Origin of the sequence: Shewanella sp. CG12_big_fil_rev_8_21_14_0_65_47_15, assembly GCF_002783505.1 — a bacterium.
Taxonomy (GTDB): domain Bacteria; phylum Pseudomonadota; class Gammaproteobacteria; order Enterobacterales; family Shewanellaceae; genus Shewanella.
The window spans coordinates 16,081-31,985 of sequence record NZ_PFGL01000001.1 but is presented as its reverse complement, the minus strand read 5'-3'; the positions used below and the strand labels follow the sequence as shown (position 1 = coordinate 31,985).

General features: G+C 47.2%; 13 protein-coding genes. 7 read left to right on the top strand and 6 right to left on the bottom strand.

Going from position 1 to position 15,905, the window contains the following annotated elements; all coding sequences use genetic code 11:
- Positions 1-339: 339 nt before the first annotated feature.
- Entirely contained in the window at positions 340-546 is a 207-nt protein-coding gene (locus COW15_RS00135; RefSeq protein ID WP_293628606.1) for a hypothetical protein, read from the bottom strand.
- Positions 547-580: 34 nt separating this feature from the next.
- On the opposite strand from COW15_RS00135, the gene COW15_RS00130 reads away from it, so the two are divergent.
- The 4 genes from COW15_RS00130 to COW15_RS00115 all read left to right on the top strand — a co-directional run bounded on the left by COW15_RS00130 (position 581) and on the right by COW15_RS00115 (position 5,530).
- Positions 581-1,864: an amidohydrolase gene (locus tag COW15_RS00130; protein WP_293628932.1), complete on the top strand. Its 1,284-nt coding sequence runs from the start codon at positions 581-583 to the stop codon at positions 1,862-1,864.
- A 137-nt stretch (positions 1,865-2,001) separates the two neighbouring features.
- Positions 2,002-3,333 (top strand): pitrilysin family protein, encoded by a 1,332-nt coding sequence (locus tag COW15_RS00125; RefSeq protein WP_293628605.1) that lies wholly within the window; start codon positions 2,002-2,004, stop codon positions 3,331-3,333.
- An 11-nt stretch (positions 3,334-3,344) separates the two neighbouring features.
- Positions 3,345-4,838: a pitrilysin family protein gene (locus tag COW15_RS00120; RefSeq protein WP_293628931.1), complete on the top strand. Its 1,494-nt coding sequence runs from the start codon at positions 3,345-3,347 to the stop codon at positions 4,836-4,838.
- 143 nt (positions 4,839-4,981) lie between these two features.
- Complete coding sequence (locus tag COW15_RS00115) at positions 4,982-5,530, top strand: hypothetical protein (RefSeq protein ID WP_293628604.1); 549 nt, start codon at positions 4,982-4,984, stop codon at positions 5,528-5,530.
- 1,056 nt (positions 5,531-6,586) lie between these two features.
- Here the strand turns inward: COW15_RS00115 and COW15_RS00110 are convergent.
- A complete protein-coding gene (locus tag COW15_RS00110) occupies positions 6,587-7,564 on the bottom strand; it encodes a transposase (RefSeq protein ID WP_293628603.1) in 978 nt (325 codons plus the stop codon).
- Between the two features lie 178 nt (positions 7,565-7,742).
- Complete coding sequence (gene trmL / locus COW15_RS00105) at positions 7,743-8,207, bottom strand: tRNA (uridine(34)/cytosine(34)/5-carboxymethylaminomethyluridine(34)-2'-O)-methyltransferase TrmL (protein WP_293628602.1); 465 nt, start codon at positions 8,205-8,207, stop codon at positions 7,743-7,745.
- 197 nt (positions 8,208-8,404) lie between these two features.
- On the opposite strand from trmL, the gene COW15_RS00100 reads away from it, so the two are divergent.
- Positions 8,405-9,259 carry an EamA family transporter gene (locus COW15_RS00100; protein WP_293628601.1) on the top strand — a complete coding sequence of 285 codons (855 nt, stop codon included), beginning with the start codon at positions 8,405-8,407 and terminating at the stop codon, positions 9,257-9,259.
- Positions 9,260-9,403: 144 nt separating this feature from the next.
- On the opposite strand, the gene COW15_RS00095 is transcribed toward COW15_RS00100, so the two are convergent.
- The 3 genes from COW15_RS00095 to COW15_RS00085 all read right to left on the bottom strand — a co-directional run bounded on the left by COW15_RS00095 (position 9,404) and on the right by COW15_RS00085 (position 12,230).
- Entirely contained in the window at positions 9,404-10,276 is an 873-nt protein-coding gene (locus COW15_RS00095; RefSeq protein ID WP_293628600.1) for a patatin family protein, read from the bottom strand.
- Positions 10,277-10,543: 267 nt separating this feature from the next.
- Positions 10,544-10,777 (bottom strand): helix-hairpin-helix domain-containing protein, encoded by a 234-nt coding sequence (locus COW15_RS00090; protein ID WP_293628599.1) that lies wholly within the window; start codon positions 10,775-10,777, stop codon positions 10,544-10,546.
- Between the two features lie 115 nt (positions 10,778-10,892).
- Positions 10,893-12,230, bottom strand: coding sequence for a coproporphyrinogen III oxidase family protein (locus tag COW15_RS00085; RefSeq protein ID WP_293628598.1), 1,338 nt, complete (start codon positions 12,228-12,230; stop codon positions 10,893-10,895).
- 364 nt (positions 12,231-12,594) lie between these two features.
- On the opposite strand from COW15_RS00085, the gene COW15_RS00080 reads away from it, so the two are divergent.
- Positions 12,595-13,512 (top strand): bile acid:sodium symporter family protein, encoded by a 918-nt coding sequence (locus tag COW15_RS00080; RefSeq protein ID WP_293628597.1) that lies wholly within the window; start codon positions 12,595-12,597, stop codon positions 13,510-13,512.
- Between the two features lie 328 nt (positions 13,513-13,840).
- Complete coding sequence (locus tag COW15_RS00075; protein WP_293628596.1) at positions 13,841-15,898, top strand: TonB-dependent receptor; 2,058 nt, start codon at positions 13,841-13,843, stop codon at positions 15,896-15,898.
- The last annotated feature ends 7 nt before the right edge of the window (positions 15,899-15,905 follow it).

Genomic DNA, 15,905 nt, shown 5'->3' with positions numbered 1-15,905 from the left:
GACGGACTGGTTGCGTGTCACTGTAATGGCGGTGCTTAATCGCAAATGCATAATTGTAAGTAACTATTTTCGAAGTATATAATATCGTCACAGCCTTCTTTGCCAGTGAACCACCAGTCCAATTCTTCCCATGTTTAAAGCTTAAGATCTCTAAACGCTGGATTCCCGCTCAGAAGCGTTGCGGGAATGACGGTTTAAGCTGGATTCCCGCCCACAAGTATTGCGGGAATGATGGTTTAAATTGGATTCCCGCTCAGAAGTATTGCGGGAATGACGACTAGAGACAGTCTCCAATAAAGCACTGTCTCTTTTACCCTCATCATTAAATCTATTAACAATTCATCCATGTCCGTGTAGTTTAGGTAGCTTATAAAAACAACAATAGGCTATCGCTATGACTGTACCTTCAGTATCACCTGCTGTATCACTTTTTGTATCAAAACTATCTATTTCAAAATCGGCTATTTCAAAATCTGCTATCTCAACATCATCGATCCCAAGATCATTTGGGCTTAACTTTTCTGCAAACCAATCCCGTTTTTCCAAGACATTACTCGCTTCGGCTTTAGCCTTGAGCTTTATGGGCGCGGGTTTGAGTTCGGCGCAAGCGGCGACCAGTGCTATGCCGGATGCGGCTAAGTTTGCGGCGGGTGTGGAGCAAAAGGTGATCGACTGGCGCCGCGATTTACATCAACACCCGGAGTTATCTAATCGTGAGTTTCGCACCAGCAAGATTGTTGAAAAGCATCTGAAATCATTAGGTTTAGAAGTACAAACGGGTGTGGCGCATACGGGCGTGGTGGCAATCTTAAAGGGCGGAAAGTTGAAAGGTGGCAAGTCTGGTCCCTTGATTGCAATTCGGGCGGATATGGATGCTTTACCTGTGACTGAGGTGGTCGATTTGCCCTTTGCCTCTAAGGCGACCGACACTTACCGCGATCAAAAGGTGGGGGTGATGCATGCCTGTGGCCACGATACCCATGTGGCTATGTTGATGGGTGTGGCCGAGAACTTAGTCAAAGTGAAAGACAACCTCGCGGGCGATGTGATGTTTATCTTCCAACCCGCCGAAGAAGGTGCGCCAGAGGGGGAAGAGGGCGGTGCTAAGTTAATGCTAAAAGAAGGATTATTTGCGAAACGTAAGCCTGATCAAGTGTTTGGTATGCATGTGACCTCGAGTATGCCAAGCGGTATGATTGGCCTGCGCAGTGGCCCGGCGATGGCGAGTGAAGATTCCTTTACCATCAAAGTGAAAGGCCGCCAAACCCATGGCTCGCGCCCTTGGAATGGGGTCGATCCAATTGTCGCTGCGGCGCAAATTATCACTAACGTACAAACGATCGTCAGCCGTCAGGTGGATATCACTAAAGCCCCTGCCGTGGTGAGCTTTGGCGCGGTTAATGGTGGTATTCGCTCTAACATTATTCCCGATGAAGTCGAGCTGATAGGCACGATTCGCACCTTTGACCAGCCTATGCGTGCCGATATCAAAGTACGTTTAGCTGAAATCGCGGAATTATCTGCGAAAACCTTAGGTGCAACCGCGACTACAGAGATCCATCCTGGTTATCCCGTGGTGGTTAATAATCCCGAGTTAGTCGCCAGTATGCGTCCAGTGCTTGCCAGTGTTGTGGGCGATAAGATGCTGATTGAACCCGGGTTAATCACAGGTGCCGAAGACTTTTCTTATTACGCCTTAGAAACTCCGGGGATGTTTTTCTTCCTTGGGGTGACGCCAAAGGGCACTGATCCAGAAGCCGCGGCCAGCAACCATTCACCGGCATTTTATGTGGATGAAAGTGCGCTAAAAGTCGGGGTTGAGGCCATGACTAAAGTGGCTTTGACTGCACTTAATGGCCAATAAACTTAAGCTGCGTTATTCCGTCGGCTTTTCGGTATAACTTGAGCTTACAAAAAATCGGCGCTGGATAAGCATCCAGCGCTTGATTTGTTAATCATTATGCCCTCATATGTGAATTTTTACAGCAAGGAGCGAACAAGATGAAGCGCACGCTATCGGCTCTGGTGTTGGCCATGGGACTTTTTAATCCCCTAAGCCAAGCACAGGCCACCACGGCAGAAGACATTAAGAGTTTCACGCTAGATAACGGCATGAAAATCATGGTGCTAGAAGATGCCTCAATTCCCAATGCCAACATGTATTTATTTTGGAAAGTCGGTTCACGTAACGAAGTCCCCGGCATTACCGGTATTTCGCACTTTTTCGAACACATGATGTTTAACGGTTCGAAAAAGTACGGTCCAAAAATGTTCGACCGCACTATGGAAGCCGCAGGTGGTGCGAACAACGCCTATACCACTGAAGACATGACGGTTTATACCGATTGGTTCCCCGCCAATGCGCTCGAAACTATGTTCGACCTTGAGGCCGACCGTATCGCTAACTTAGATATCAACCCCGAAATGGTGGAAAGCGAGCGTGGCGTAGTGCAGTCGGAGCGCTCCACAGGTTTAGAAAACTCTAACTGGAATGCCCTCGAAGGTGAAATCAAAGGTGTGGCCTTTTTAGCCCATCCTTATTCTTGGTCGGTGATCGGCCACGAGTCGGATATCGCCGCTTGGTCGCTGGAAGATTTAGTCCAGTACCATAAAACCTATTACGCGCCGAACAATGCCGTGGTCGTAATTGCCGGCGATGTAAAACTTGCCCAAGTAAAAGCCTTGGCAGACAAGTACTTTGCGCCTATTCCGGCACAAACTCCGCCTAAAGCGATTCGTACCGTTGAGCCTGAGCAAAAGGGCGAGCGCCGTACTTTTGTGCAAAAGGCCTCGGTCAGCACACCGAATGTGATGCTGGCGTACCATATTCCGGCGGCGACTCACGCGGATTTTTATGCGCTGGATTTATTAAGTTCGATTCTAAGCCAAGGTAATAGCTCGCGTTTATATCAAGCGTTGGTGGATAAGCAAGTTGCTTTAGAAGCGCAAACCTATATGCCGATGTCGGTCGATCCTAACCTCTTCTATGTGATGGGCGTTGCCACGCCTGAGGTGAAAGCCTCGACGTTGGAGCGCGCGCTGATTGAGCAAATCGATGCGATTGCGACGAGTGGCGTGACCCAGCAAGAACTGGATAAAGTCAAAAATATCAAGTTGATGGATTTTTATCGTGCGATGGAAACCATTAATGGTAAGGCCAACACCATAGGCACCTATGAGATGTATTTTGGCAGTTACGACAAGCTATTTAATGCGCCTGAAGCCTATAACAAGGTGACGAGCGCAGATATTCAACGAGTTGCCCAAACTTATTTACGTAAATCGAATCGCACTGTGGCTGTGCTGGCGGCAACCGAGGAGTCCTCTCAATGAAATCGATAGCAATGAAATCAACCGTAGTGAAATCAACAGTAGTGAAATCAGCTGCAATGAAATCACTCATGGCGGTATCACTCGGCAAACCTTCTAAGTTAATGGCCGCATTAGCCCTAGGCACAAGTTTAGCCTTAGCGGGTTGTGCTACGACATCGGCGCCAAAACGTGTCGAAACTGGCAGCTTTGTGATGCCAAGTTACGATAAGTTTGTATTAGATAACGGTTTAACTCTGTACTTAATGCCCCAGCGCGAAGTGCCGTTAATCACCTTAAATGCCGTGGTACGTGCTGGCGCAGTCAATGACACTACCGCAGGTGTAGCGCAGATGACCGCCGAAGGTTTGCTCCTCGGTGCGGGTGGTAAATCTAAGGCGGATATCGAGCAGCAAGTGGATTTTCTCGGCGCAAGTTTAGGTGCCGAAGCCGATAAAGAAGGCAGTTATCTTGCCGCCGATTTTATGGCGAAAGATACCGATGTGATGCTGGGTTTATTTAGTGCCGCGATGTTAACCCCAGACTTTGATGCCGCCGAGTTCGATAAGCTTAAGCAACGCTCTATTGCAGGGTTGCAGCAAGATAAAGAAAGCCCACGGGCGGTGATTGGTCGCTACTTCGATAAGCTGGTATTTGGTGCCCATCCCTATGGTAATGCGGCTTCTGGCAACAGCGATTCCCTTGAGCAAGTGACAGTGTCGCAGCTGCGAGCCTTCCATAAGAGCTACTATCAACCCGCCAATACGGCTATTACCGTTGTAGGTGATTTTGATGTCGCGGCGATGAAGGCCAAGCTAACCCAGACTTTTGGCCAGTGGAAAGGCAGCGAAAAGTTAGTGCAGCCTGACTTAAACCAAGGTTTACCTCAGTTGACCGAGGCCAAAGTCCTGCTGGTGGATAAACCCGATGCAATCGAAACCACCTTTGTGATCGGTGGTTTAGGCATTAGTCGTGATAACCCAGACTATGTGGGGCTGACAGTAGTGAATACCATTTTAGGTGGTCGTTTTACCTCTTGGCTGAACGACGAACTGCGGGTAAATGCTGGTTTAACCTATGGCGCACGCTCAGGTTTTAGTCCTTATACCGATTCGGGTGTGTTTACTATTAGCACTTTCACTAAGACGGAAACCACTCAAGAAGCGATTGATCTAGCACTGAAAACCTATGCTCGTTTATGGGAGAAAGGCGTAGATCAAGCCACCCTTGATTCGGCTAAGGCCTATGTTAAAGGTCAGTTCCCGCCTAAGTTTGAAACCTCAGGCCAATTGGCAGGACTCTTATCTGGCATGTATCTCTACGGCTTCGATGATAAGTTTATCAATGAGTTCCAAGCAAAAGTGGATGGCTTAACCTTAGAAGAAACCCAAAGGTTAGTGAAAACTTACTTCCCGCAGAAGGACTTGCAATTTGTGCTGATTGGCAACGCCAGTAAGGTTGCGCCAATCGCCGCTAAGTATGGCAAAGTGCAAACCGTCGATATTAAAGCCACGGGATTTGGCCAATAGGCCAAGTCATTTAACACTAAGGTGTTAGCTTAGGCTTTGGCTTAAGTTAACCCATTAAAAAGGTCTGCATTGCAGACCTTTTGTTTTTTGGCCATAGTAAGCGGACTTATACCGTTGTTTAGTGGACGGTTATGGGGGGATAAATGGGATTTAAGCAAAGTTATCGGCGATTCATCATCGGCTTAGGGATAGTCATTGGACTTATCGGCTTGGTTTCCTTTTCGACCTTAGCCGCTAAGGTCAGCTTTAACGAGTTTTGCCCAAAGTTTGTCGGTCAATGGGCGGGAGATGCTGCCAAGGCGGGGGAACCCCCTAGGCAAGTCATAGTGAATGGCTTTTGCTCCCATGATCAGCGCCAGTTGATCCTCTCTGTGAGTGTCGGCACGCGTGCTCCCTACAGCGAGACTTGGTGGTTTAGGGAGCAGGGCGAGCAAGTGCTATTGACCTATTACGATGGAGTCTCGCAGGAAAAGCAGCAACTCTTTAGTTTATATCAACAAAATGGGGATTATTCCCTGTTGGGCGAGGGAGTCGTGAATGCTCGCTCTGCCTTGATTCAATTGTTGTTCGAGGCAAAATCGTCCCAAGGGGCATGGCAGTGGACGCAAAATATCCAATATTTGGACGACGATATTGACCGCTATCAGCTATTTCGCGGGATAGAAATGACGCCCATCGCGCCATCTCATTAAGCCGACTCATTTATACCCGAACGGGCAGTTTTGATTATGTAGTACAACCTTAACTGGATACCCATGCAATTCAATTCTGAGCGTGGTAGTGATACTCAAAGACAAGCATTTTTAGTCAGTACTTGTTATAAATAATTTTCAGCTTTTTCTTAAGCTCTTTGGCTGGCCGACTCCTGTTGAGCACAAAAATACTAATAAGCAAACTCGGGACATACAAAAATAGAACAGCCCCTGCAAATGCGTTTTTAGCTTCGGGAGATATAGCTACGATAACTAACGTTACTGATAACAAAATACAGCACCACACCATCCTAGAGATGAAACCCTCTACCGTGTGAATGATCTTTAAACTACGCGAATAACAATACAGAGAAAAGCAAAAAATACCCAAAAGTATTAATGCCTTATCTATATTTCCTTGAATCAGACAATAAAGAATAAAACCTGGCATCAATACTGGTATCAAAGTGATTAAGGTGTAATTTCTCTCAAACGCTCGATTACTCAAATAACACCTCAATGACTTATAACGCCCAGCTCACGCGCCGGTTTGGAGCCGCAAAGCGGCGGAAAGCCAGTCGCTGTGCAGCCGATTGTGTACGCCCAGCATGGGCATGAACTAATGAGGTGAAAGTCCTCTGTAGGAAGGTCACCGTTCAATAACATCCTGTTATTAAACGTTAACTACTAGCGAATGGCAAGGGCTTATCCGCGAGGATTGGTCTGAAGGAAGCCGCTAGCAAATTTGCGAGCTGATGAACAAGAACATCATATGAGGCGCGGCAGGCATCGATGGCATGACCATAATAAATCCAGCGACCATAATAAATCCAGCCACCCATTTTAAATTAATAACATAATGCACTTTCTGTTTGCCTACAACTTGTCCGAGTCAAAATGGCTTAAGTAAGAACCATCAACAGTCGTAGGGACTGCATGTAAGACAATAAATTGCGCTAATTCCTTAAAAAAGGGTGTCTTTCAGACGAGGTAATTCGTCCCATAGTGATTGGGAGTTTTTGTAAAGGACGGCTTTCGGAATGTTATAAGCCGTTGTCAGTTGCTGTGAAAGTGCTGGCAGCATTTAGCAAAGTGCCGTCGTCGCTTTTCGAGATGTTCGCAGTAATCTGTCAGTTCTTGCAAGGTTCCTACTGGGCCATGAAATAACTTGCCAAAATCTGTGGTCAGTTTAAGCCAATTGTCATGGGGGATATTTAATCTGTTCAGTATCTTGGCGCTACTTTTGCTGATGCATCCACGTTTATCGTTGCGAATAATTCGGCCTGTATCATCTACCAATTGAAGGTAATCCATTAATGAAAACGTAATGCCATTGGGTTGGTTGTCGCACTCGTTCCCAATAAAAGGAAGGAGATTGCTGGGCTGCTCACCTTTTAATGCAGCCCGAATGCGTAGTTGAATGCTGGTATGGTCGGATTGTTCTAGTGTATCAGCCAGTTGCGCTCTAATCGGATTCAAATCAACGTAGGTCATACAGGCTAACACGGCGGATTCATCGAGTAGGGCTTGGGATTTGAACCGCCCCTCCCAGAAGCGACCTGTGCAGTTATCTTCTTGATTTGCTTGTCTTGCAATCGGTTCGTTGAGGCAGCGCATAAACCATGAAATATCACATAATCGACTGCGATAAATGGCAATTGAATGCTTTAATCGGTTGACCTCATGGGCCTCAATTAACTCACCTTTGGCGAATTTGTGTGTTAATTCATCACCTTTAAATAGCTTATGCCACTGCTCAAGCACTTCGCGGTCTGTCCAACGGTTTGCAGTCTCGATATCGACTCGTAGCACCACATGTAGATGATTGGACATTACGGCAAAGGCCGCGACATCAATCGCGAAAACCGCTTCAAGTTCAAATAATAATGACTCTACCCAAGCACGGCGATGGTCATAGTTTTTACCCGAATAGGTATCATCACCACATAAAAACGCTCGCCGCACCACGCGACTATAGCAATGGTAATAGGGAGTGTCTTCAAGGCTTATCTGAGTTCTGCGAGGGCGCGGCATACAAACCTCCTTGTTTAATGCTTAACCAAAGCATAGTCGAAGGTTAACTACCGCGCTATTAAGGTTGGGTGTCCAACTTTAAAACCGTCCAACTTTAAAAACTTTCGGAGTTGATGGCTTAGTGATTGAAAAATTGGCTGGTTAAGTCCAGCCTAATCCACTTAAGCATCACTACGCATTAAACCGCGCCTTCAAACCCGAGCTGACGCCATGCTTCGTAGCTGATAATTGCCACCGCATTTGACAGATTCAAACTTCGGCTGGTGGCCGCCATTGGAATACGCAGTCTCTGTTCAGTCGGGATCGACTCGATAATCGCCATCGGTAAGCCGCGGGTTTCAGGGCCAAATAACAGCACATCATCCTTGGCAAAACTGAGTTCAGTGTGAGGGCGACTGCCCTTAGTGGTACAGGCCATAATGCGTTTGCCTGCCATGGCTTCGAGGAAGGCATCGAAGTCTTTATGGCGAGTCACATTGGTTAAGTCGGCATAATCTAAACCAGCACGACGCAGTTTTTTCTCTTCTAGATCAAAGCCTAATGGTTCAATCAGATGCAGTTGGCTGCCGTTGTTTGCGCAAAGGCGAATGATATTACCCGTGTTAGGTGCGATTTCTGGCTCATAGAGTGCGATATGGAACATGCTGGCCCGCCTGTGAAAAATGACGCCCGATTATACGGCAAACAAGACTTAAGCGCAGCTCTGCGTGCGCATAGCTAAAGCGGCATAAACGCCAGTCCATTTTTCTTTTCTCCGTATTAACCTTATCTCAGCACTTGCCTGTTTTATTCTCTCAAAGTAATATATCTTAATATCAAGATACTTTTTAAGAAGTCATTATGACGTTTGTGATTGCATTACTCGCCCCGGTGTTTTGGGGGACCACCTATGCACTGGTGAGTCTTTACTTACAGGATATGTCGCCCTACTGGGTGGCGGTTTGGCGCGCGCTGCCTGCTGGGATATTGTTGCTGATGCTGCGCCCACGTTTACCGACGCTGGCATGGTCTAAATTAAGCTTGCTGGCGTTTTGTAATATTGGCGCCTTCTTCGCGCTGCTGTTTATTGGCGCCTATCGACTACCCGGCGCCGTCGCGGGTACGCTGGGGGCGACATTGCCATTAATCTTTTTGATCCTCGCTTGGCTGATTGATAAAAAACGCCCGGGGATGAAGTGGCTACTGCTCGGTTTAATGGGCCTCGGTGGAGTGATTTTATTGCTGAATCCCTCGGCGGATCTCGACCCGATTGGTGTCCTGTGTATGCTCAGTGCGACGACTCTGATTGCCTTTTCTTCCCGCTGGATGCAGCGCTGGGATGTGGGCGACTTTTTAGTGCTCACCGCCTGGCAATTACTCTTGGGGGGATTGATGTTGATCCCGCTGGCTTGGTTTATGGCGGGGCCGCCACAGATACCGAGTATGGATGTGGTTCCATCGTTAATTTGGCTAGTAACAGCCAATACCGCGGTGGCCTATTGGGCTTGGCTCTGGTCAATGCGAAATTTAGGGCCAGAAATCATGGGGATGGTGGCTTTAGTCAATCCCGTGGTTGCCGTATCATTAGGCGTATTGATTGTGGGTGAAACCTTAGATATGCGCCAATGGGCGGGGATTTTAGTGATTTTACTGTCTCTGTTGCTGATGAAATTACCGCAAAACCTGAGGTGGAATCCCTTAAAAGCGAGGGGGTAAATGTTAAAACGCTTAGGCTTAAACTTACTGCCTTTACAGGAATCCTCCTCGCAGAGCAGAGCGTGACAGCCGTTGCGATGCGGCTGCATTTAAGTCATAAATGGTGACGGGAGCTGATTATTAACGGAGTCCATGCCTCGCTCCCTAACTAACTTCTGCGCCAGTGTTTAGCCAAGCTTGTAACTTGGGCAAAATCGCCTGTCCATCGGCTAACCCTTGGTGATATACGACGGTCACTTTATCGATATTGCGGTCAAGTCGCGAGAGATTAAGCGGCGCAGCAGGGCAGATCACAAAGGTATTATTCGCTGCAACAGCTTGGTCTAACTCGGTTAATGCTTGATTATAAACTCGGTGACGCTCACTTAACGCATGGGCAACTGCGGGGTAGCGTTTATAGACTTTACGGGCTAACCAATTCATTTTCATCGCAGATTTTTGGTAATGCTGATCTTGAGTCAAGATCACCACTTGGCGTGCGTAACCATCTTTGCGTGATTGCGCTAACGGTATCGGTTCGCCGATGCCGCCATCGAGGTAATGGTGTTGGTTAATCACGCTGGGTTTAGACATAAAAGGCAGGCTAGAGGAGGCGATAAGCACGTTGAGCAATTTGTCGTGCTCCTGAAAATCTGCCATGCCAAAGTAATCGGTTTGTCCTGTTTGGCAGTTAAATGCCCCGACCTTAAACTCGGTTCCGCTGGTTAAAAAGGTTTTAAAATCAAAAGGCAGTAACTCATAGGCCATGCGCTTATAGGTAAAATCGGTATTGACGTAGTTACCCGTGGCTAACAAATAACGAAGCCCCATGTAGCGTTTATCCCGCAGATATTGCTGCTGGATTTTTAAATTGCGGCCAAACTGGCGTGAGACATAAGAAGCGGGATAAATCGCCCCCGCCGACACGCCAATCACATAGGGGAAGTACAGTTGCTGCTGCAAAAAAGCGTCTAATACGCCGGCGGTATAAATTGCCCTCAGGCCACCGCCCTCTAACACTAAGGCCACATCTTGCATTGAGTTACTACTGTTTAATCAAATGGATAGAACAGCATACTCCAGCTTGATACAGAAATGAATGCGGAATAGGTGATGGATGATTTCAACTGAGGTTGTGCAAGCTAACGGCTCCTAACCTGAGCTTGTCAGGATGTCATACTCCCTGCGCCCATTGCGGTAGCACTCAAGATCACTTAGTCATCCGGTTTACGGATAAAGAGGATGCTGAAATTTTGCTTTGGCGTGAACTGCTTTTGCTGGGATTCAAAGGGTAGCAATAAAAGGCTAGGCGCGGCGAGCAAGCTCAATGGCTGCGGCAATAGCATTGCGCGCCTGCGGGCTATTCTTCCAGCACGTCGTGCGCAGCATGCTGGCGACTAAGTTGGCGATATCCTCGACTTCATGCTCGGCTAACTGCGCGAGTGAGCTGATGCCGATTTCTTCAAAGCGTTTAATTACGGTAGGGCCAACGCCCTTCACGGCCAGTAGTGCTTGTCTTTCTTGATCAGTAAAACCCATAACGAATACTCCTTTATTACTGGGTGATTGGCTCATGCATGAGTTGTGGCAAGAATAGCCTGAAATGGCGCTAACAAAAAGGCCCATCATGGGCCTTTAGTGGTTTAACTTATGCTTACATATCACAGGGTTTGAGTGGTTTACGTAACTGGGCACGCACGTTATCCATACCGGCGTAAAACTCCTTCATCATCAACAGCCCCATCATCTTACCGTTATCTGTGATGATCAGATTGTCGGGATCGGTTGGGTCGTTTTTGATGGCGCCAATCAGCTTCATCGAGGTCATTTCCTTGAACAAGGCCCAGTCTAGATTGACCCCAAAGGTCTCGCGGAAATACTTGCGTGATAGGCGGCCCGAGAACATCCCCAGCAGGAAGCGATATTGCATCACATCCTTTTTGTTGTAGTTCTTTTGTTGCTCAACGCCCATCTTGCCCGCGGCGATCCGATCTTGGTATTTACGCAGTGAGAAAGTGTTCACATAAAGCGTGTCATTTAAGAAGCTAAATGAGCCTGATCCGACCCCTAAATACTCATCATAGTCGATCACATATTCGTCGAAGCCTTCATCGTTAGCCTTGCCAAATGCCCATGCAGATAACTGATTATATTGGCCATTTAGACTGTTCAAAATCTGGCGATACTGGTTGGCCATATCCGCCTGCGGTGCTGCCAGCTTACCCTTAACACTCTTACGGGTTTGATGGGTGATCATCAGCGGATAGGTGGTGATTTGTCTTGGATCTAAACGCGAGGCCATATCTAAATCGTGCTGGATCACTGCTTCGGTTTGTCCGCGGAAGCCAAAAATCAAATCGACATTGATAATGGGGAACAGCTCTTTGGCTGTCATGATCTTGTCAAAGGTTTGCTGGCCGGTGCCGAATTTTTCCAGCCGATCGGTCATCTTTAAAATATCGTCGTTAAAGCTTTGTACGCCGATGGACATGCGATCCACTAGACCCTTGAGTTGCTTAAAGCCTGGACTGTCTAAATGCTGTGGATCAGACTCGCAGGAGACTTCTTTAATGCTTGGGAATAAGGTTTTGGCATGCTCAATAGTTCGGGCGAGTTCGTCTTCTAATACTGTGGTGGTGCCACCACCAATATACATAGATTCAAAGTCATAGCCGAGGGCTTTGACCATCTCCATCTCTTTACGCAGGGAGATAAAATAGGCGCGCGCCTTGTCCTCCTTGAACATAAAACGGTGGAAGGTGCAGTAGGAGCACAGGGTATGGCAGAAGGGGATATGGGCGTACAACATGTACTTTTTGCCTTCTACGGGCGCGGGCATCATTTCTGCGGAAAGCGTATCGAGGCGAAGATTCTTATCGACATAGTATTGCATGACCCGTTCCATCGAGCCGAGCATCCAGTTAGGGACGGTAATATTCGCTTGATAAGGCGTTGCGAGCGCGCCGCTGAGCGTTTGAATAACTGAAGACATAACGATTCCTATCTGAGAGTGCTAACCGTAAACACCGAAATTGCTTTAGGTAATTCACGACCACCTAGCGCAATTAGATTATCTCGTATGTAAAAAGCAAAACGTGAACTGGTTATAAGTTACGGTTTCCTAACAAGGAAATCACGGCCTTTTTGTTAAGCAGATCATGTTTTAGTGAATGTGGATGCATATTTGCAGAGGTTTTTTGAGGGTTTCTAATTGAATTTGAGCGATTAATTGAGCTGGCCACGCGAAAACATGACATTGTGAAAGTAACCTTTTACCTATGGGTACTTTGGCTTGTGCATAGGGAGTCAGGCTGTCATTATCCCTGCGGCAATGGTTTGATAAAAGGACTCACCCCTTGGTAAATATCCACCGCTTTTTTCCGTTATTCGCCCTGCTCGGGGCGGGAACCGCATATCTTATGCCCGCTTGGTTTAGCACATTTAAAACCAGCATAGTGCCATTGCTGATAGTCATCATGCTATCCATGGGATTGACCTTAAATTTACGGGATTTTGCTAATGCATTCAAACAGAAACGAGCCGTAATCACAGGCTTGATTTTGCAATTTACCCTGATGCCCTTAGGCGCCTTAGCCATCAGTTTACTGTTGGGGCTCGATAGGGAACTGACTATCGGCATGGTGCTGGTGGGGAGCGTGGCGGGCGGCACGGCATCGAATGTGATCTGCTATTTGGCCAAGGGCGATGTGGCCTTATCTATCACTATGACGGCGCTTTCGACCCTGACGGGTGTTGTCCTCACGCCGTTGATTATTGAGCTGTTAATTGGTGAGATGGTCGCCATTCCTTTAATGGATATGTTAGTCAGCCTAGTTAAAATTGTGCTTATCCCTGTGACTGTGGGCCTAGTGTTGAATCACTTCTTTAAGCCGCAGGTGGCTAAACTTGCTCCGGCGTTACCGCTGATTTCGATAGTGGCGATTGTGCTGGCCATCAGCATTATTGTGGCCTTAAATGCTGGGCAATTTGCCCAAGTTGGGCCTGTGATTTTACTCGCGGTATTTTTACATAATGGCTTGGGACTCGTCCTAGGTTATATGTGCTGTCGCTTGCTGGGCTTTAACCATACAGTGTGTAAAACCATTTCAATTGAGGTGGGGCTGCAAAACTCCGGCCTCGCTACCGCTTTATGTATTAAGTTTTTTAGCCCACTCTCCGCCGTCCCCGGCGCGATTTTCTCGATTTGGCATAATCTATCCGGCGCCATACTAGCAGGGTATTGGGCCAGTTTAGAGAAGAAAGAGAGCCGTTGATATTAGCCAAAGCATCTCTTAGCCGACAAAACTAGACCGTAAGGCTGCATACTGATGCTTAAGCTGTTAGCGCCTATGTTTTCTACCATTCCCTCTCCATGTGATCAGAAGGGCAATTGCCCACCATCAACATGTAAAGCAGCTTTTATTTAGCTGTTTTTACTTCGTTTAATTTTACAACTGTGTATGAATTTGACTTATATCACACAACACAAATACCAATGTAAATGATAACGATTCTTAATTGATGTTAAGGTTGTTTTAATATAAATTGGCGGCACTTTTAATTAACACCTTTCTATCAATCACAGCGAGTTCGAGGACTTTCATGGAACACAGGGCGTTTAAGAAAAATATAATTGCCGCAATTATGTCGAGTTTAGCCATTTCATCGGCCTATGCCGCAGTGGATGCTGAATCTAGCGAACCAATTGAAAGAATTACTGTTTATGGTGAAAAAATTGAGCGCAGTTTAAAGGATACTACCTCCTCGGTATCTGTGATTGATAAGGATGCACTCGATAGCGGCCAGTACCAGTCTACCTCGGATGCCTTATCTGAGGTGCCGAACGTGGTGGTGCTCTCGGGGTCTGTACCCGATATTCGGGGTGTTTCAGGTAATGGTTCAGCCTCTGGATTTAACTCTTTTACCGGTGGTGCTCGAGCACGGGTGTCTACACTGGTGGATGGTGTTGCCGAGCCTTTTGTTGCCGATCTCACCGGTGACACTGGCCTATGGGATATTCAACAAATTGAAGTGTTCCGTGGTCCGCAGTCCACCATCAATGGTCGTAACAGCATTGGCGGTACTGTGTTTATTAAAACCGAAGATCCGACCTTCGATTGGCAAGGAGCGGCCCGGGTTGGTTATCGCGATCAAGATAACTTTATCGATAGCGCCGTTATGCTCTCGGGTCCGATCCTCGATGATGAATTGGCATTTAGGGTGAGTGGGCAAAATGTGACGGGTGAAACCTACAATAAAGGTTTTGAATATGAAACCAATCCCGCCACCTTTGACCAAAATGAACTGATCACCAATCGCTGGCGCGGCAAATTCCTGTGGCAGCCGAGTGCGATTGAGGACCTAAAAGTGCTCTACAGCTTTTCATACAATGATGAGAAAGGTGACTCTGGGCGTAACTATTTTACCGGCGATGATCCCTGGGCTTACAAGCCTATTTTCCAGCGTTATATCGAGACTAAATCCACGACCCACTCAGTGAAAGCGGATTATGACCTCGGGGAAGGGCGAGCCTTAGATCTTATCGTCGCCTATATGGATTATGACTGGGGCTTTGAATCCTATGAGGCGCTCGTCACTGCCCAGCAATATGTGGATATGAACGACGAGAGTTACACTGTTGACGGCAAATACAGCTTTGGCCTAAAAGATAAGGATTTCAACGGTTTTGTTGGGCTAGCCTATTTCAAGCGTAGCCAAGATTTTGGGAGCACCGGCAGCTCAGTCTACAGTGGTGATGATAGTAGTAAGTCAATGTCGGTATACGGTGAAGTGACCTATGGCCTCGCCGAGTCACTTTGGCTTACTGTGGGCGGGCGCGTGATGCGCGAAGAGCAGTTGCGTAATTTCACTATGCTATACCGAGGCAGCCAGCTTGAAGAGAAACTCGATGACGCTAGCACAGTGACCTTGCCTAAATTGGTTTTACAATATGCTCTCAATGAGAATACGACCTTAGCGGCCAGCGTGCGTCGTGGTTATAACTCGGGCGGCGGTGCACTGTCGTTAGCCGAAAGTGAGTATTACTACTACGACGAAGAGTACGTCAATACCTATGAACTCAGTAGTCGCAGTTCATTTGCCAATGGCGATGTTAACTTAAGTGCCAACCTCTTCTACAACGATTTTGATGGTTATCAAGCGTCTAACAGCGCACGTAAAATCACTAATATCGATAAAGCCGTCAGTTACGGTATTGAGGCTGAATTTAGCGCCATGCTCACCGAAAACCTGCAGTTCATTTCGGGCGTAGGTTTGCTCGATAGCGAAATCAAAGAGGCGGATCCAAGCTATGGTGACATTATCGGTAATCAGCTGAACTCAGCGCCGCATGTGACCGCCAATGCGGGCTTAAAATATTGGTTGGGTGATGCGTTTTCCTTTGGTTTTTCAGGCCATTATGTTGGCGAATATTTTGCGGATATCAATAATACCGAATCACGGGTGGCTGGCGATTATGTTGTTGCCCGCTTAAGCCTCGATTACCAAACCGATAGCTGGAGAATCAGCGGCTTTGTAAATAACCTATTTGATGAACAAGCCATGACAGTGAATGAACCCCCAAGCAGTACTTATACCGATGGCTATGCGGCGATTATCGACCCAAGAAATATCGGTGTCTCTGTGATGTATCGCTTCTAACCGCACG

Bases quoted from the DNA above. Each gene is read 5' to 3' on its own strand.
- COW15_RS00085 (WP_293628598.1), bottom strand. From the start codon at position 12,230: ATGTCTTCAGTTATTCAAACGCTCAGCGGCGCGCTCGCAACGCCTTAT.
- COW15_RS00100 (WP_293628601.1), top strand. From the start codon at position 8,405: ATGACGTTTGTGATTGCATTACTCGCCCCGGTGTTTTGGGGGACCACC.
- COW15_RS00130 (WP_293628932.1), top strand. From the start codon at position 581: ATGGGCGCGGGTTTGAGTTCGGCGCAAGCGGCGACCAGTGCTATGCCG.
- trmL (WP_293628602.1), bottom strand. From the start codon at position 8,207: ATGTTCCATATCGCACTCTATGAGCCAGAAATCGCACCTAACACGGGT.
- COW15_RS00075 (WP_293628596.1), top strand. From the start codon at position 13,841: ATGGAACACAGGGCGTTTAAGAAAAATATAATTGCCGCAATTATGTCG.
- COW15_RS00125 (WP_293628605.1), top strand. From the start codon at position 2,002: ATGAAGCGCACGCTATCGGCTCTGGTGTTGGCCATGGGACTTTTTAAT.
- COW15_RS00120 (WP_293628931.1), top strand. From the start codon at position 3,345: ATGAAATCAACCGTAGTGAAATCAACAGTAGTGAAATCAGCTGCAATG.
- COW15_RS00095 (WP_293628600.1), bottom strand. From the start codon at position 10,276: ATGCAAGATGTGGCCTTAGTGTTAGAGGGCGGTGGCCTGAGGGCAATT.
- COW15_RS00090 (WP_293628599.1), bottom strand. From the start codon at position 10,777: ATGGGTTTTACTGATCAAGAAAGACAAGCACTACTGGCCGTGAAGGGC.
- COW15_RS00115 (WP_293628604.1), top strand. From the start codon at position 4,982: ATGGGATTTAAGCAAAGTTATCGGCGATTCATCATCGGCTTAGGGATA.
- COW15_RS00110 (WP_293628603.1), bottom strand. From the start codon at position 7,564: ATGCCGCGCCCTCGCAGAACTCAGATAAGCCTTGAAGACACTCCCTAT.